This is a genomic window from Dechloromonas aromatica RCB, assembly GCF_000012425.1.
Map to the genome: position 1 here is coordinate 196,733 of NC_007298.1, position 15,705 is coordinate 212,437.

At 59.8% G+C, this 15,705-nt stretch carries 16 protein-coding genes, 3 tRNA genes and 1 riboswitch; of the genes, 9 read left to right on the plus strand and 10 right to left on the minus strand.

The window, feature by feature from the left end:
- Positions 1–47: 47 nt before the first annotated feature.
- Positions 48–1,319 carry a prephenate-dependent tRNA uridine(34) hydroxylase TrhP gene (gene trhP, locus DARO_RS00955; RefSeq protein ID WP_011285948.1) on the minus strand — a complete coding sequence of 424 codons (1,272 nt, stop codon included), beginning with the start codon at positions 1,317–1,319 and terminating at the stop codon, positions 48–50.
- A 35-nt stretch (positions 1,320–1,354) separates the two neighbouring features.
- Between trhP and rng the strand changes: the two genes are divergently transcribed.
- The 3 genes from rng (at position 1,355) to DARO_RS00970 (ending at position 4,191) form a co-directional block, all read left to right on the plus strand.
- Positions 1,355–2,806 carry a ribonuclease G gene (gene rng / locus DARO_RS00960; RefSeq protein ID WP_011285949.1) on the plus strand — a complete coding sequence of 484 codons (1,452 nt, stop codon included), beginning with the start codon at positions 1,355–1,357 and terminating at the stop codon, positions 2,804–2,806.
- Positions 2,807–2,827: 21 nt separating this feature from the next.
- Positions 2,828–3,703: a dienelactone hydrolase family protein gene (locus tag DARO_RS00965; protein WP_011285950.1), complete on the plus strand. Its 876-nt coding sequence runs from the start codon at positions 2,828–2,830 to the stop codon at positions 3,701–3,703.
- A gap of 71 nt (positions 3,704–3,774) precedes the next feature.
- The gene (locus DARO_RS00970; RefSeq protein WP_011285951.1) at positions 3,775–4,191 is read left to right on the plus strand and encodes a ProQ/FINO family protein; all 417 of its coding nucleotides are present in this window, start codon (positions 3,775–3,777) and stop codon (positions 4,189–4,191) included.
- Between the two features lie 62 nt (positions 4,192–4,253).
- On the opposite strand, the gene DARO_RS00975 is transcribed toward DARO_RS00970, so the two are convergent.
- The 9 genes from DARO_RS00975 to metK form a co-directional block, all read right to left on the minus strand.
- Positions 4,254–4,329 (minus strand) — tRNA-Met (locus DARO_RS00975).
- 92 nt (positions 4,330–4,421) lie between these two features.
- Positions 4,422–4,497: transfer RNA gene (locus DARO_RS00980), tRNA-Lys, on the minus strand.
- Positions 4,498–4,515: 18 nt separating this feature from the next.
- Positions 4,516–4,591 (minus strand) — tRNA-Lys (locus DARO_RS00985).
- A gap of 145 nt (positions 4,592–4,736) precedes the next feature.
- Entirely contained in the window at positions 4,737–5,561 is an 825-nt protein-coding gene (gene metF, locus DARO_RS00990; protein WP_011285952.1) for a methylenetetrahydrofolate reductase [NAD(P)H], read from the minus strand.
- Positions 5,558–6,373 carry a TlyA family RNA methyltransferase gene (locus DARO_RS00995; protein WP_497463017.1) on the minus strand — a complete coding sequence of 272 codons (816 nt, stop codon included), beginning with the start codon at positions 6,371–6,373 and terminating at the stop codon, positions 5,558–5,560. The genes metF and DARO_RS00995 overlap by 4 nt, the downstream gene beginning before the upstream one ends.
- 15 nt (positions 6,374–6,388) lie before the next feature.
- Entirely contained in the window at positions 6,389–6,736 is a 348-nt protein-coding gene (locus DARO_RS01000; protein ID WP_011285954.1) for a phage holin family protein, read from the minus strand.
- A 9-nt stretch (positions 6,737–6,745) separates the two neighbouring features.
- Positions 6,746–8,158 (minus strand): adenosylhomocysteinase, encoded by a 1,413-nt coding sequence (gene ahcY / locus DARO_RS01005; RefSeq protein WP_011285955.1) that lies wholly within the window; start codon positions 8,156–8,158, stop codon positions 6,746–6,748.
- Between the two features lie 81 nt (positions 8,159–8,239).
- Positions 8,240–8,301: riboswitch (S-adenosyl-L-homocysteine riboswitch) on the minus strand.
- Between the two features lie 21 nt (positions 8,302–8,322).
- On the minus strand, positions 8,323–9,528 hold the full coding sequence (locus tag DARO_RS01010; protein WP_011285956.1) for an HD-GYP domain-containing protein: 1,206 nt from the start codon (positions 9,526–9,528) through the stop codon (positions 8,323–8,325).
- A gap of 64 nt (positions 9,529–9,592) precedes the next feature.
- Positions 9,593–10,756, minus strand: coding sequence for a methionine adenosyltransferase (metK, locus tag DARO_RS01015; protein WP_011285957.1), 1,164 nt, complete (start codon positions 10,754–10,756; stop codon positions 9,593–9,595).
- Between the two features lie 159 nt (positions 10,757–10,915).
- On the opposite strand from metK, the gene DARO_RS01020 reads away from it, so the two are divergent.
- Genes DARO_RS01020 through xerC form a run of 6 tightly spaced genes read left to right on the plus strand, consistent with a single transcriptional unit; the run spans position 10,916 to position 15,595 of the window.
- Positions 10,916–11,758 (plus strand): lysophospholipid acyltransferase family protein, encoded by an 843-nt coding sequence (locus tag DARO_RS01020; RefSeq protein WP_011285958.1) that lies wholly within the window; start codon positions 10,916–10,918, stop codon positions 11,756–11,758.
- A 6-nt stretch (positions 11,759–11,764) separates the two neighbouring features.
- On the plus strand, positions 11,765–12,640 hold the full coding sequence (locus DARO_RS01025) for a lysophospholipid acyltransferase family protein (protein WP_011285959.1): 876 nt from the start codon (positions 11,765–11,767) through the stop codon (positions 12,638–12,640).
- Entirely contained in the window at positions 12,637–13,143 is a 507-nt protein-coding gene (locus DARO_RS01030) for a GNAT family N-acetyltransferase (RefSeq protein WP_011285960.1), read from the plus strand. The genes DARO_RS01025 and DARO_RS01030 overlap by 4 nt, the downstream gene beginning before the upstream one ends.
- A 60-nt stretch (positions 13,144–13,203) precedes the next feature.
- Positions 13,204–14,034: a diaminopimelate epimerase gene (dapF, locus tag DARO_RS01035; RefSeq protein ID WP_011285961.1), complete on the plus strand. Its 831-nt coding sequence runs from the start codon at positions 13,204–13,206 to the stop codon at positions 14,032–14,034.
- Positions 14,031–14,702: a DUF484 family protein gene (locus DARO_RS01040; RefSeq protein ID WP_011285962.1), complete on the plus strand. Its 672-nt coding sequence runs from the start codon at positions 14,031–14,033 to the stop codon at positions 14,700–14,702. Before dapF ends, DARO_RS01040 begins: the two co-directional genes overlap by 4 nt.
- Positions 14,703–14,707: 5 nt before the next feature.
- A complete protein-coding gene (gene xerC, locus DARO_RS01045; protein ID WP_011285963.1) occupies positions 14,708–15,595 on the plus strand; it encodes a tyrosine recombinase XerC in 888 nt (295 codons plus the stop codon).
- Positions 15,596–15,705 lie beyond the last annotated feature (110 nt).

Below are 15,705 nucleotides of genomic sequence, written 5' to 3' on the forward strand. Positions count from 1 at the left end.
TGCTGCGGTGCACAAAGATGATTTGTTGTTGATTTGTATGGCGTTTGTTAGACAAAACGCGCGACAAAGGAATTGGTGTACATGGCCGGCAAATTAATCCAGACCCGGTGGCCGCTGCCGGGGGCGACAGTGACGGGCTGGCCGGCCTTGTCTTCCATGCGGTCCAGCGACAAAACATAGTTGCCGGAGGGGTGGACGCATTCCAGGCGGTCGCCCACCGAGAAGCGGTTCTTGACCTCGATTTCCATCAGGCCGCGCGCCGTATCGAAACCTACGGCATCGCCGACGTACAGGCTGCGGTCCGACTCGGAACTGCCGCGCAGGTAGTTCTGATAATCGGCATCGTGGTGGCGCTGCAGGAAGCCGTCGGTATAGCCACGGTTAGCCAGGCCTTCCAGTTCGCGCAACAGGGCCGGGTCGAGCGGTTTTCCGGCGACGGCATCGTCGATGGCCTGGCGGTAGGCCTGGCTGGTCCGGGCAACGTAGTAGGGGCTCTTGGTGCGGCCTTCGATCTTCAGGGAGTCAACACCGATCTCGACCAGTCGATGCACGTGTTCGATGGCGCGCAGGTCCTTGGAGTTCAGGATGTAGGTGCCGTGCTCGTCTTCTTCGATCGGCATCAACTCGCCGGGCCGCATCTTCTCCTCGATCAGGATTTCCTGCTCCTGCCGGATCATTTGCGCCGGCTGCCCGTCGGAGGTGCTGACCTTGTAATCCCAGCGGCAGGAGTTGGTGCAGGTGCCCTGGTTCGGGTCGCGGTGATTGAAGTAGCCGGACAGCAGGCAACGGCCGGAATAGGCGATGCACAGCGCGCCATGAACGAAGACTTCGAGTTCGATATCCGGGCAGCGCTGGCGGATTTCGGCGACTTCATCAAGCGACAGTTCGCGCGACAGGATGATGCGCTGGACGCCCATCTTCTGCCAGAAACGCACCGAAGCCCAGTTGACCGTGTTGGCCTGCACCGACAGATGGATGACCTGTTCCGGCCAGGTTTCGCGCACCATGTCGATCAGGCCCGGGTCGGACATGATCAGGGCGTCCGGCTTCAGGGCGATGACCGGCGCCATGTCGGCTAGATAGGTGGTCAGCTTGGCGTTGTGCGGAATGATGTTGCTGACGACGAAAAACTGCTTGCCGCGGGCATGCGCTTCGTCGATGCCTTCGCCCAGTTTCTCCATGCTGCCGAACTCGTTGTTGCGGACGCGCAGGCTGTAGCGTGGTTGACCGGCATAGATCGCATCGGCGCCAAAATCGAAGGCGGTGCGCATCATGTCGAGTGAGCCGGCAGGCGCGAGGAGTTCGGGAGCTTTGGGCATAGTAGAATGCAGCAAAACCGTGCATTCTACGCCCCATGACCGAAGAGATACTGATCAATTTCACGCCGCAGGAGACTCGCGTTGCTGTCATGCAACAAGGGGTCGTCCAGGAACTGCACATCGAACGGACGGCGAGCCGCGGGCTGGTCGGTAACGTCTATCTCGGGCGTGTCGTCCGCATCCTGCCTGGCATGCAGTCGGCGTTCATCGACGTCGGACTGGATCGCACCGCCTTCCTGCATGTCGCCGATATCTGGCAGCCGCGCGAAACGGCCACCGAACGGCCAATCGAGAAGATTCTGCACGACGGGCAAAGCATTCTCGTCCAGGTCGTCAAGGATCCAATCGGTACCAAGGGCGCCCGGCTGTCGACGCAGGTGTCCATCGCCGGCCGCATGCTGGTTTATTTGCCGCAGGAAAAACATATCGGCATCTCGCAGCGCATCGAGTCCGAGGCCGAGCGCGAAGTTCTGCGCGAAAAGATCACCCGGCTGGTGCCCAGTGACGAACCGGGCGGTTTCATCGTCCGGACCATGGCGGAGAGCGCCAGCGACGAAGAATTCGCCACCGACATCGCCTATCTGCGCAAGACCTGGGCCGATATCCGCGACAAGGCCCGGACCTCAGGGCCGCCGACCCTGCTCTATCAGGAACTCTCGCTCGGGCAGCGGGTGCTGCGCGATTTCGTCAATCCGGAAACGACGCGCATTTTCATCGACTCGCGGGAGAATTTCCAGAAGCTGACCGGTTTCGCCGAGGAATACACGCCAGCCGTCCTGCCGTTGCTCGAGCACTACACCGGCCAGCGTCCCTTGTTCGATCTGCATGGTGTCGAGGAGGAAATCCAGAAAGCACTGGCCCGTCGTGTCGATCTGAAATCCGGTGGCTACCTGATCATTGACCAGACCGAGGCGATGACGACCATCGACGTCAATACTGGCGGTTTCGTTGGTGTGCGCAATTTCGACGACACCATCTTCAAGACCAACCTCGAGGCGGCGGTCACCATCGCTCGTCAGCTGCGCCTGCGGAACCTTGGCGGCATCATCATTGTCGACTTCATCGACATGGAGAACGAGGAGCACAAAAAGGCCGTGTTGGACGAATTCAACCGGGCGCTGGCGCATGACCATACGCGACTGACGGTCAACGGCTTCACTCAACTGGGCTTGGTCGAGATGACTCGCAAGCGCACTCGCGAGTCACTGGCTCACGTGCTATGCCACCCCTGTCCAACCTGCACTGGGCGTGGCGAAGTCAAGACGGCCCGCACCGTGGCCTACGAAATCCTCCGTGAGCTGCTGCGTGAAGCGCGCCAGTTCAATGCCCGTGAATACCGCATCCTGGCCGGTCCTGATGTCGTCGATCTGTTTCTCGACGAAGAGTCTCAGGCGCTGGCCATGCTTTCCGACTTCATCGGCAAATCTGTTTCATTACAATCCGAACCCAGCTATTCACCAGAGCAGTACGACATTGTCCTGATGTAATGCCCACCGAGGAGATCCATCATGAAAACCGAACCCGAGTTCGACAGTCTTGTTCCGCCGCAGACCTTTGATCGCCGCAGCTTTCTGGTGACCAGTCTGGGGGCTGGTTTCGCCCTCGCCACTCAGCCGGTTATGGCGCAAACCGCGATCAAGACCGACGAAGTTGGTTTGATTGCCGGCGAAATCAAAGTCCCGGTCAAGGATGGCGAGATGGTCGCCTACCGCGCTGTGCCGGGTGGTTTGACCAAGCCGCCTGTGGTGTTGGTGGTGTCCGAGATTTTTGGTGCCCACGAATACATCCGCGATACCTGTCGCCGCCTAGCCAAGCTCGGCTATTGCGCCATCGGCCCCGACCTCTTTGCTCGCCGGGGGGATCCCCGGCAGATTGCCAGCATTCCCGAAATTCTCGAAAAGATTACCAGCAAGACACCGGACGCCCAGGTGTTGAGCGACCTCGATGCCTGCGTGGCATGGGCCGCTGCGAAGGGGGCGGATACGAACCGTTTGGCGGTCACCGGTTTCTGCTGGGGCGGTCGTATCGCCTGGTTGTACAGTGCCCACAACCCGAGCGTCAAAGCGGGCGTGGCCTGGTACGGAAAACTGGTTGGTCCCGCCAACGAGATCACACCCAAACACCCGACCGATTTGGTGGGGCAGCTCAAGGCCCCGGTGCTTGGTCTCTATGGCGGTCTGGACGCCGGCATTCCGCTGGAAACCGTCGAAGCCATGGAAAAGGCCTTGCAGCAAGGTAGTTCAGCGGCCAAGGCGTCGGAAATCCACGTTTACGACAATGCGCCGCATGCCTTCCATGCTGACTACCGCCCCAGTTACCGCAAGGAGGAGGCCGAGGATGGCTGGAAACGCATGCTGGCCTGGTTCCGCAAAAACGGTGTCTGAAAACCGATTTCGCGCCTGCAAGGGCGTGCCTTCGTGCTAACCTTCGCGCCTTAACCAGATCCTGTTACATCATGACGACTACCGAAGCCATTACCGAAAAGCCGATTGACGCGCGAGCCCTGCTCAAGGGCTTGCAGACGCAATTCGATGTATTCCGCAATTTCAGCCCGCTGGCCATCGGCATTGATAAACAGGTCTTCGCCCAGTTGCCTGAGGTCAGCAAGAAGGCACTACGTCTGGCCATGCGTAGCCACACCATTTCAACGCGCTATCTGAAGGAAATGGAAAAAGGCACGGTACGCCTGAATCTCGATGGCACGCCAGCCGGTGAAGTCACCGATGAAAACCGGCAGCATGCGGCTGAACTGTTGCGTGAGCGCTTCAAGAAACAGGCTGAGCAGCGCAAGGCAGCTGAGGCGGAAGCCAAGGCAGAGCAGCGTCGCGTCGAAAAGCTGAATCAACTGGCTGAGAAGTTCGGACGCAAATAAGCTTCGAACAGGCTGTAATGAAAAAGGCCAGTCGATTGACTGGCCTTTTTGCTGGAATCCGGTGGTTGCGGGGGCAGGACTTGAACCTGCGACCTTCGGGTTATGAGCCCGACGAGCTGCCAACTGCTCCACCCCGCGTCCGATCAGGCGATTTCACCTGAGATTTGCTACGACAACTCTTGAAACAAAAAACCTCGACGCTAGGCCGAGGCTCAGTGTTTTGGTAATTCTGGTGGGGCGCGACAGATTCGAACTGTCGACCTACGGATTAAGAGTCCGCTGCTCTACCAACTGAGCTAGCGCCCCACATTCCCCGAAAATGACTGGTGGGTCGGCCGAGATTCGAACTCGGGACCAACGGATTAAAAGTCCGCTGCTCTACCGACTGAGCTACCGACCCGACTTAAAGGGAGCGCGCATTATATAGAGACAGCTCAGGAGCGTCAACGAACAGAAGCGATTTGACAATATATGTTGTTCAGTGGAGCTCCACCGTCGACCAAGTCCACGAAAGCAGGCTTGATCGACGATGGAGAGAGGCAGATTTAGCCCAGCCGGCGGCAGATTTCCGTGGTTAGCGCGCTCTGATTCATGGCATAGAAATGCAGACCGGGGGCCCCGCCTTTGAGCAGGCGTTCGCACAGTTCAGTGACGACATCGAGGCCGAAGGCGCGAATGGAGTCGGCATCGTCGCCGAAACTCTCAAATTTCTTGCGCATCCAGCGCGGAATGTCGGCGCCGCAGGCATCCGAGAAGCGGGCCAGTTTGGTGAAGCCAGCGATCGGCATGATGCCGGGGATGATGGGTACATCGACGCCGAGGGCCTTGGCTTCATCAACAAAGTGGAAGTAGGCATCGGCGTTGTAGAAGTACTGAGTGATGGCCGAATTGGCGCCAGCCTTGACCTTGCGGGCGAAAGCTTCGAGGTCGTCCTTTGGACTACGGGCCTGCGGATGCCATTCCGGGTAGGCGGCCACTTCGATGCTGAACCAGTCGCCGGTTTCGGCCCGGATGAATTCGACGAGTTCGTTGGCGTAGCGGAATTCGCCGGCCTCGGCCATGCCGGAAGGCAGATCGCCGCGCAGGGCGACGGTGCGTTTGATGCCGGCGGACTTGTATTCGGCGAGGATTTCGCGGATCGACTCACGGGTCGATCCGATACATGACAGGTGTGGTGCCGCGTCGAAGCCTTCGGCCGCGATTTCCTTGACCACGGCGAAGGTGCGTTCGCGGGTCGAGCCACCGGCGCCGTAGGTGACCGAGAAGAAATGCGGGTTCAGCTTGGCCAGTTCGGCCCGAACGGTTCGCAGCTTTTCGATGCCTTCCGGTGTTTGGGGCGGGAAAAACTCGATGGAGATTTCAGGTTTCATTTGTTCAACCAGATGAAGAATTCGCGGTTGCCATCACCGCCGGTAATCGGACTATCCAGCCAGGCGCGGACTTTCAGGCCAAGGCTTGCGGCGCAGGTTCGGAACTTTGTCTCTACGTCCTTGTAAAGCGCTATGTCACGCACAATCCCACCCTTGCCAATGTTGTCGGGGCCGACTTCGAACTGAGGCTTGACGAGCAGCAGCAGGTCGCCGTGTTCTGCGAGTAACGCAGGCAATTGCGGCAGAACCAGGGTCATGGAGATGAAGGAAACGTCGCCAACGATCAGCTCGAAACCGCTTTCGGGAAAAGCCTTGCCGAGATCGGCGGCCGTCAGGGCGCGGCAGTTAACGCCTTCGATGGCCGTGACCGCAGAGTCATGACGCAATTGCGAGTGCAGTTGGCCGTGGCCGACATCGACGCCAACGACGTGTTTGGCACCGGCCTGCAGCAGGCAGTCGGTGAAACCGCCCGTTGATTGGCCAACATCAAGGCAGACCTTGCCTGCGACCGTGAGGCCGGTTTCAGATAAAGCGCCGGCCAGCTTGTTGCCGCCGCGCGAGACGTAATGAGCTTCGGGGTCGGCGGTGACGGTCAGCGGTGTATCTTCGGGTAATTCCAGCGCAGGCTTGCTGATTGCGCCACCAGCCCAGCTGACGCGTCCGGATTTGATCATCCATTGCGCCGCGGTGCGGGAGGGGGCCAGTTTCTGGGCGACGAGCAGGGCATCCGCCCGCAACACCCCGGCCGGCCGTTCGTGGGCTGGCTGAGGGGTTGGGCGCGGCTTTTTTTGCCGCGCGTGGAAGGAGTTCATGCTCATCGTGGAAGCCTAGCTTTTGCGCAGGAAGATCACACTAAGTGCCCAGGAAATCAGACTGTAGCCAATCGAACCGAATAGCGCCGACCAGAATCCAGCGACCTGAAAGCCGTCAACCAGGTTATCGGCCAGCATGAACAGCAGGGCATTTATCACGAAAATGAACAGACCCAGCGTCAGCAGTGTGACCGGCAGCGTGAGCAGGATCAGCAGCGGCTTGAGCAGCGTGTTGATCAGGCCCAGCACGACGGCGACCAGCAGGGCGGTGCCAAACCCGGCTATCTGGACCGACGGAACGACATAGGGTAGCGCCAGCAGGGCTAGCGCATTGACGATCCAGACAGCGAGCAGGTTCAGCATGGTGATCGCTTAGTAGCGGTAGTGGTCGGCCTTGTACGGGCCTTCCTTCGGCACGCTGATGTAGGCGGCCTGTTCGTCGGTCAGCTCGGACAATTGGGCGTTCAGCGTCTTCAGTTGCAGACGGGCTACCTTTTCGTCCAGGTGCTTGGGAAGCGTGTAGACGCCGACCGGGTACTTGTTGGAACCCTTGACTGCCTCCGTCCACAGCTCGATCTGGGCGATGGTCTGGTTGGCGAAGGACGACGACATCACGTAGGACGGGTGGCCCGTGCCGCAGCCGAGGTTCACCAGACGGCCCTTGGCGAGCAGGATGATGCGCTTGCCGTCCGGGAAGATGACGTGATCGACTTGCGGCTTGATCTCTTCCCACTGGTACTTCTCGATCGAGGCGACGTCGATTTCGTTGTCGAAGTGACCGATGTTGCAGACGATGGCGTTGTTCTTCATCGCAGCCATGTGGTCATGGGTGATGACGTGGAAGTTGCCGGTCGTGGTGACGAAGATGTCGGCCTTGTCGGCGGCGTATTCCATGGTGACGACGCGATAGCCTTCCATCGCGGCCTGCAGGGCGCAGATCGGGTCGATTTCGGTGACCCAGACTTGTGCCGACAGGGCGCGCATGGCTTGGGCCGAACCCTTGCCCACGTCGCCGTAACCGGCGATGACGGCAACCTTGCCGGCGATCATCACGTCGGTGGCGCGCTTAATGCCATCGACCAGCGATTCGCGGCAGCCGTAAAGGTTGTCGAATTTGGACTTGGTGACGGAATCGTTAACGTTGATGCCCGGGAACTTGAGCTCGCCACGCTGATGCATCTGGTACAGGCGATGCACGCCGGTGGTGGTTTCCTCGGTGACGCCCTTGATCTGGGCCAGGCGCACGGAGTACCAGGTCGGATCGACGGCCAGCTTGGCCTTGATGGCGGCGAAGAGGATGGTTTCTTCTTCGGAGCCCGGCTTGGCCAGCAGGGAGATGTCCTTTTCGGCACGGGCGCCGAGGTGCAGCAGCAGGGTGGCATCGCCGCCGTCGTCGAGAATCATGTTCGAATAACCGCCGTCAGCCCATTCGAAGATGCGGTGGGTGTAATCCCAGTAATCGACCAGAGTTTCGCCCTTGACGGCGAAGACCGGGATGTTCTGCGCGGCGATGGCGGCGGCTGCGTGGTCCTGGGTCGAGAAGATGTTGCACGAGGCCCAGCGGACTTCGGCGCCGAGCGCGGTCAGCGTCTCGATCAGCACGGCGGTCTGGATGGTCATGTGCAGCGAACCGGTGATGCGGGCGCCCTTGAGCGGCTGGGTCTTCGCGAACTCTTCGCGAATGGCCATCAGGCCCGGCATTTCGGTTTCGGCAATGAGGATTTCCTTGCGACCCCAGTCGGCAAGGGAAAGATCGGCGATAACGTAGTCTTTGAATTCAGCCACAGTAAGCTCCTAAATAACTGTGACGGGGAGGGGAATAACGGCGTTGTTGCTCACCGGCGGCCCCCTGCGCCCGGCAGGGTTGATCAGTGAGCGCCGTTTTAAACCGAGCCTGGGAGGAATCTCCTGCAGCGCCCCTCGGTAGGTGACGGATTATAAATGCGTTTTCAAGCCTTGTCGCCAGCCCAGTAGCGGTCGACATCCTTGATGCCCCATTTGGCGGCATCTTCGCGGCCGGCAATTTTCTCGGGGCTGCGGGCGAGATCGATGGTTTCCGGGCGGATGTAGGCTTGCGATTTGGTCGAGAAAAAGACTTTGACCTTGGGTTTGAGCAGCGATTGCTCGCCTTGTTCGATGACCACGCCGAGCTTGCCAGACTCCAGGCGAACGAAGGAGCCGATCGGGTAGATGCCCAGGCTCTTGACGAAGGCCTGGAAGACGGATGGGTCGAAATGCCCCTTCCATTCCGCCATCCGTTTGATCGACTCAGCCGGATCCCAGCCCGCCTTGTAGGGACGGTTGGAGGTGACCGCGTCGTAAACGTCGCAGACAGCCCCCATCTTGGCGAACAGACTCATCGTGTCGCTGTTCAGTCCTTTCGGGTAGCCGCTGCCATCGATTTTTTCATGGTGGTGCAGGCAGACATCCTTGGTCATTTCGCTGATGCCGTTGCCCTCGAGCAGCAACTTGTAGCCCGCTTCAGGGTGGGTTTTGACCAAGTCGAATTCCTCGTCGGTCAGCTTGCTGGGCTTGTTCAGCACTTCAAGCGGAATCATCGCCTTGCCCAGGTCGTGCAGCAGTCCGGCCATGCCGGCATCGCGGACCTGTCGATCATCGAGGCCAAGCTGGCGGGCGAGGGCGATCATCAGGGCGCAGACGGCCACCGAATGCATGAAGGTGTAGTCGTCAGCCGTCTTCAGGCGGGCCAGGCTGATCAGGGCACCCGGATTGCGCATTACGGAGTTGGAAATTTCCTCGACCAGCGGTGCGGCGGCTTCGGCCTCGATGGCCTTTCCCATGCGCGCTTCCTGGAACATCGAAACGACGGCTTCCTTGCCTTTGGCGCAAATCTTGGCGGCGCGTTTGACTTCGTCGTTGAACGAAGCCTTTTCCTGCACAACGGGAGGTGGTTCGGGAATTTCCTCTGCGGTGACGATTTCTGTCGTGCCGGCAACCTCATCTGTTGCTACGTCGCTACCTTTGGACGCGTCGATCCAGACTTCCCTGATCGAGCTTTCCTTGATCAGGCACAGATCGTTTGGGTCGGTCAGGACGAACTTGGTCCGCCAGAACGGATGATCCAGCCAGGCGCCGCAGAAAGCCTGGAGGTGCATGCCGAGCGTCAGTTTTTCGACTGGTATTTTCTTCAACATATTTCGCAATTCTAACAAAAAGGGGGCTGCGCGCCCCCTTGTTTAATGCGAAGAAATGTAGGATTTACAGGCCGGCGTCACTCTTCAGCAGGTTGGCACGGTCGGTCGCTTCCCAGGTGAATTCCGGCTCGTCGCGACCGAAATGGCCGTAGGCGGCGGTCTTCTGGTAGATCGGACGGAGCAGGTCGAGCATGTTGACGATGCCCTTCGGACGCAGGTCGAAGTGCTTGCGAACGAGCGCCGTCAGGGTTTCGTTGCTGACCTTGCCGGTGCCGTAGGTCTCGACCATGATCGAGGTTGGCTCAGCGACGCCGATGGCGTAGGAAACCTGGACCAGGCAGCGTGAGGCCAGACCGGCGGCGACAATGTTCTTGGCGACGTAACGGGTGGCGTAGGCAGCCGAACGGTCGACCTTGGAGGGATCCTTGCCGGAGAAGGCGCCACCGCCGTGCGGCGCGGCACCACCGTAGGTGTCGACGATGATCTTGCGGCCGGTCAGGCCACAGTCGCCCTGCGGGCCGCCGACGACGAAGCGGCCGGTCGGGTTGACCAGGTACTTGATGTCGCCCTTGATCAGTTCCTTCGGCAGCACCGGTTTGATGATCTGCTCGATGGTGGCTTCGCGCAGGTCTTCCAGGCTGATGTCCGGCGAGTGCTGGGTGGACAGCACGACGGTGTCGATCGAGTGCGGCTTGCCATCGACGTAGCGGATGGTGACCTGCGACTTGGCGTCCGGGCGAGCCCACGGCAGACGGCCGTCCTTGCGCAGCATGGCCTGGCGCTCGACCATACGGTGCGACAGGTAGATTGGCAGCGGCATCAGCGACGGGGTTTCATCGCAGGCGTAGCCGAACATCAGGCCCTGGTCGCCGGCGCCCTGTCCGAGGTTGTCGTCATAGGCGGCATTGACGCCCTGGGCGATATCCGGGCTCTGCTTGTCGTAGGCGACGAGCACGGCACAGCCTTTGTAGTCGATGCCGTATTCGGTGTTGTCGTAGCCGATGCGCTTGATGGTGTCGCGGGCGACTTGGATGTAGTCGACATTGGCGTTGGTGGTGATTTCACCGGCCAGCACAACGAGACCGGTATTGCACAGGGTTTCGGCGGCAACGCGGGAATGCTTGTCCTGCGCCAGGATGGCGTCGAGGATAGCATCGGAAATCTGGTCGGCAACCTTGTCGGGATGGCCTTCGCCGACAGATTCCGAAGTGAAGAGGTAATCGCTCATGGAGTGCTCCAGTGGTCCTTTGATCCGGCGCTACCAGCTTTGGACCACGAGCAGGTGACGCTTTAGCAGAATTTATTAGTCGCCCCGCAAGTTGTCTGTTTAACTCGGCGAACGGATAATATTAAACTTTTCTCAGGGGGATTCAACCCCCGGGGCGTCATGGTTTTTCTTTTTCGCATTTTTTCCTTTTTGCCGCTGGGCTTGCTGCATGTGCTGGGCGGTGGATTCGGCCGCCTGATCTACTGGCTTTCGCCGACCTATCGGCATCACCTGCAGGAAAACCTGGCACAGGCCGGGATTGACCCATCGCTGCGCGGTGCTGTCGCGGCCGAAACCGGCAAGCAGATGATTGAGCTGGCACGAATCTGGATGCGTCCGCTGGAAGAGGCCGTGCCACTGGTCGCCGAGGTCGTTGGCTGGGAGCATGTCGAGGCAGCGCGGCAGGCCGGCAAGGGCATCGTCTTTCTGACGCCGCATCTCGGTTGCTTCGAGATTACTGCCCAGTACCTCTCCTCTTTCGGTGATATCACGGTGCTCTATCGTGCCCCCAAGTCTGCCTCCGCTCAGGAGTTGATCCTGATGGGCCGCAAACGTGAGCACCTGCATCTGGCTCCGGCCGACCTCTCTGGCGTTCGGGCATTGATCAAGGCGCTGAAGAAGGGCGAGATGGTTGGCATGTTGCCGGATCAGGCACCCAAGACCGGAGAGGGCGTCTGGCTCAAGTTCTTCGGGCGCTACGCCTACACCATGACCCTGGCGGCACGCCTGACCGAGACTGGCGCTGTCTCGCTGCTGACCTGGGGGGAGCGTCTTCCCGGCGGGCGCGGTTACCGTGTACATTTCCAGCTGCCGCACAATCCCCTGAGTGGTTCCACCGTCGAACGGGCGCAGCAAATCAATGATGAGGTCGAAGCCCTGATCCGCCAATGTCCGGCTCAATACCTCTGGGGCTACAACCGATACAAGCGACCGGGTGGCGCTGAGCCACCGCCGGCGGAGTAAGGTGTCGTGAAGATATTTCTCACCTGGATTCTGGTCGGATTTCTGTGGCTGCTGCACTGGCTGCCGCTACCCATTCTGCGTGCCCTTGGCGCCGGCCTTGGGCGTTTGCTTTACGCCGTTGGCCGGGAGCGGCGGAAGGTTGCGCTGATCAACCTGCGTTTGTGCTTTCCGGAAAAAACGGAAGCGGAGCGAGAGGAACTGGCTAAGCGGCATTTCGTCGCCTTCGCCCAGGCTGTGCTCGACCGTACGCTCTGCTGGTGGGGGTCCCGGGAGCGTCTGGAGCGTTTGTTTCGTATTCATGGCGTCGAACACCTGACCGATCCAGAAGGTCGCCCGGTGATCCTCCTCTCGCCTCACTTCGTCGGGCTGGATGCCCAGGCGACCCGCATCTCGATGTACGTGCCGGGTTGCAGCGTCTATTCCAACCAGAAGAATCCGGTCCTCAATAAACTCCTTTATGATGGCCGGGTGCGTTTCAGGGATGCGGTCCTGCTCTCCCGGCAGGACGGCATGCGCAAGATCATCAAGGCCATGAAAGATGGTTACCGCTTTTACTACCTGCCCGATATGGATTTCGGTCCCAAGGAGTCGATCTTCGTGCCTTTTTTTGGTGTCCAGGCGGCAACGATTCCCGCCTTGTCCCGGCTAGTGCGTTTGACTGGTGCGCGGGTCGTCCCGTGTATCGCCCGGCAGGTTCCGGACGGCTATGAGGTCGAAGTCATGCCGCCCTGGGAAAACTTCCCCGGCGAGAGCGTCGAAGCCGATACCGAATTCATGAACAAGTTTATCGAAAGCCAGGTGCTGCGCATGCCGGAGCAGTATTTCTGGTTGCACAAACGCTTCAAAACCCGGCCACCCGGAGAGCAGAGGTTTTATAAATGAACAGCAGCCTGAAAGTGGAAATCCGCCCCGTGACGCCGCCCGATGTGCCGGCGATCGCGGCCCTCGCTCGTGAAATCTGGCAGGCGACCTATCCTGGCATCATCACGCAGGAACAGATCGATTTCATGCTCGAGCAACGTTACGGCCATGAGCGTCTTTACGATGACCTGGAAGACCTGCACAAGTGGCTGGATCAGGCGTTCCATGGCGATCGTCGTGTCGGCTTTGCGTTCAGCGAGATTTACAACGACGAGTTCAAGCTGGACAAGCTCTACATTCACCCCGACGTGCAGCGCCAGGGGGTTGGCGGTCAGTTGATCGCCCATGTCGCTGAGCGCGCCAAAAAACAGGGCTACCCTTGTGTGATCCTGCAAGTGAACAAGCGCAACGTGAATGCCATCAATTCGTACAAGAAGTACGGTTTTGTGGTCCGCACGGCGACGGTAGACGACATCGGTCACGGCTACGTGATGGACGATTTCGTGATGGAGAAGAAACTTTAACAATTTGAGGCAAGCCCCTGTCTCTGCTATGCTTTTCCTAACCATTCAGCGGAGCAGTGCGTGAAACTCAAATTCTCCAAGATGCACGGTCTGGGCAACGATTTCGTTGTCCTTGACGGTGTTCGCCAGTCGGTTTCCCTGTCCCCGGAACAGTTGTGCTACCTGGCCGATCGTCACTTTGGCGTCGGCTGTGACCAGATTCTGCTGGTCGAAAAGGCGAGCCAGCCGGGGATCGATTTTCGCTATCGGATTTTCAACGCCGATGGCGGAGAGGTCGAGCAATGTGGCAACGGGGCTCGCTGTTTCGTCCGCTTTGTTCATGACGAAGGCCTGACCGACAAACGCGAGATTCGCGTCGAGACGATGCGAGGCATCATTTCGCCGCGCCTTGAAGGCGATGGCAATGTCACGGTCGACATGGGCATTCCCCGGTTTTTACCGGCTGAAATTCCCTTCCTGGCCGAAGACGACGTGATCATTCACCTGCTTGACGTCGCCGACGAAACGCTGGAAACCAGTGTCGTCTCGATGGGTAATCCGCACGCCGTGCAGGTGGTGGATAGTGTCGATACGGCACCGGTCGGTGAGCACGGGCCATTGATCGAAAAGCATCCGCGCTTCCCGCTGCGGGTCAACGCTGGCTTCATGCAGATTGTCGACCGGCATGCCATCAAGCTGCGTGTTTACGAACGAGGTTCGGGCGAAACGATGGCTTGTGGCACGGGCGCCTGTGCGGCCGTGGTGGCCGGCATTCGTCGCGGGTTGCTCGATTCGCCGGTGCGGGTGACCACCCGTGGCGGCGATCTGACGATTGCCTGGGGTGGCGACGAGCGGCCGGTGCTGATGACCGGCCCGGCAGTGACGGTATTTACTGGAGAAATCGAATTATGAGCGCCATGTTCCCCGAGGAAATCGCGGAGTATCTGAAGAACAATCCGAGTTTCTTCGAGCAGTACGCGGACTTGATGGCGCAGATTTTCGTGCCGCACCCGCACGGTGGTCGCGCCGTGTCGCTGGCCGAACGCCAGATGCTGACGTTGCGCGAAAAAAACCGGAGCACCGAAAGCAAGCTGGCCGAGTTGATCGCCTTTGGCGAAGAAAACGACCAGATCAGCGAGAAGGTGCACCGTCTTTCGGTGGCGCTGATTGCCGCTGAAACCTTCCAGGCCGTGATCCATCTGCTCAACTTCCATCTGCGCGATGACTTCTCCGTGCCGCATGTGGCACTGCGCCTGTGGGACAAGCCGGAAGAAATCGAAGGCTTGCCGGAATTTGCGGCAGTCAGCGAAGAGTTGCAGGTTTTTGCCGAAACGCTGGCCCGGCCTTATTGTGGTTCGACCGCCGGCTTCGGTACGGCTTCCTGGTTTGGCGAGCATGCCTCGCATATTCGTTCGCAGGCCTTGATCGCGTTGCGCAATGGCGGTGGCACGATCGGCATGATCGCGCTGGGCAGCGAGGACGCGCAGCGTTTCTACGCCGATATGGGTACGCTCTATCTTGAGCGTCTTGGCGAAATGGTTTCTGCCGCGCTGGCCCGGGTGACCAAGAGCGTGCTGTGACCCCGGTGCTTGCCGTCGACACGTGGCTGGCCGAACTTTCGGACCAGCGACGCCTATCGGCGCACACCGTTTCCAACTATCGGCGTGATCTGCAGAAGCTGCTGGCAGCAGCGGGAGATATACCGCTCGCCAGCCTGCAGGTGCATCACCTCCGCCGCTTCGTCGCGCAACTGCATGGTCAGGGGCTGGCCGGTCGTTCTTTGGCGCGGGCCTTGTCGGCCTGGCGTGGTTTCTTTCACTGGTTGGGCGAGCGGGGCATGGTGAAGGCCAATCCCTGCGACGGTATCCGCCCGCCCAAATCGCCCCGGATGCTGCCCAAGGCCTTGTCGGTCGACGAAACCTCACGCCTGCTGATGCCTGTCGACGACGATGATCCCGTCCAGGCGGCCCGCGACCTGGCGATGTTCGAACTATTCTATTCATCAGGTTTGCGCCTGGCCGAACTGGTTGCCCTTGATTGCGAGGCACTGGACGACATTGCCCACGAAAGTGAGGTTCGTGTATTGGGCAAGCGCAACAAGTTGCGCTTGGTGCCGGTTGGCAGCAAGGCGCGGGAAGCGCTTGCCGCATGGGCGGCAGTGCGAAATGAGCTGGCTAAGCCCGAGGAAAAGGCCTTGTTCGTCGGCCAGCGGGGGGGGCGCATCAGCCCGCGCATGGTCGAGGCCCGACTGGCGCGCCGAGCTGTGCTGCTGGGTTTGCCGACGCACGTGCATCCCCATATGCTGCGGCATTCCTTCGCCTCGCATGTCCTGCAATCGTCGGGTGACTTGCGGGCGGTGCAGGAGATGCTCGGACATGCCAGCATCGCATCAACGCAGGTCTATACGCATCTTGATTTCCAGCATCTGGCGAAGGTTTACGACGCAGCTCACCCAAGGGCGAAGAGCAAGTAATCCAATATTGGCAGATGCGCCATGGTCTGAACGACTGGCCGTCGAAATTGGCGAAAAATCAAGGCTTCGTTGACGATTCTCCTACCAGCCTCTATGATTGGCGGTTTCGA

What these genes read in the sequence shown, in the direction of transcription:
- trhP (WP_011285948.1), bottom strand. Translation starts at nt 1,319, where the DNA reads ATGCCCAAAGCTCCCGAACTCCTCGCGCCTGCCGGCTCACTCGACATG.
- rng (WP_011285949.1), top strand. Translation starts at nt 1,355, where the DNA reads ATGACCGAAGAGATACTGATCAATTTCACGCCGCAGGAGACTCGCGTT.
- DARO_RS00965 (WP_011285950.1), top strand. Translation starts at nt 2,828, where the DNA reads ATGAAAACCGAACCCGAGTTCGACAGTCTTGTTCCGCCGCAGACCTTT.
- DARO_RS00970 (WP_011285951.1), top strand. Translation starts at nt 3,775, where the DNA reads ATGACGACTACCGAAGCCATTACCGAAAAGCCGATTGACGCGCGAGCC.
- metF (WP_011285952.1), bottom strand. Translation starts at nt 5,561, where the DNA reads ATGAAACCTGAAATCTCCATCGAGTTTTTCCCGCCCCAAACACCGGAA.
- DARO_RS00995 (WP_497463017.1), bottom strand. Translation starts at nt 6,373, where the DNA reads ATGAACTCCTTCCACGCGCGGCAAAAAAAGCCGCGCCCAACCCCTCAG.
- DARO_RS01000 (WP_011285954.1), bottom strand. Translation starts at nt 6,736, where the DNA reads ATGCTGAACCTGCTCGCTGTCTGGATCGTCAATGCGCTAGCCCTGCTG.
- DARO_RS01010 (WP_011285956.1), bottom strand. Translation starts at nt 9,528, where the DNA reads ATGTTGAAGAAAATACCAGTCGAAAAACTGACGCTCGGCATGCACCTC.
- metK (WP_011285957.1), bottom strand. Translation starts at nt 10,756, where the DNA reads ATGAGCGATTACCTCTTCACTTCGGAATCTGTCGGCGAAGGCCATCCC.
- DARO_RS01020 (WP_011285958.1), top strand. Translation starts at nt 10,916, where the DNA reads ATGGTTTTTCTTTTTCGCATTTTTTCCTTTTTGCCGCTGGGCTTGCTG.
- DARO_RS01030 (WP_011285960.1), top strand. Translation starts at nt 12,637, where the DNA reads ATGAACAGCAGCCTGAAAGTGGAAATCCGCCCCGTGACGCCGCCCGAT.
- DARO_RS01040 (WP_011285962.1), top strand. Translation starts at nt 14,031, where the DNA reads ATGAGCGCCATGTTCCCCGAGGAAATCGCGGAGTATCTGAAGAACAAT.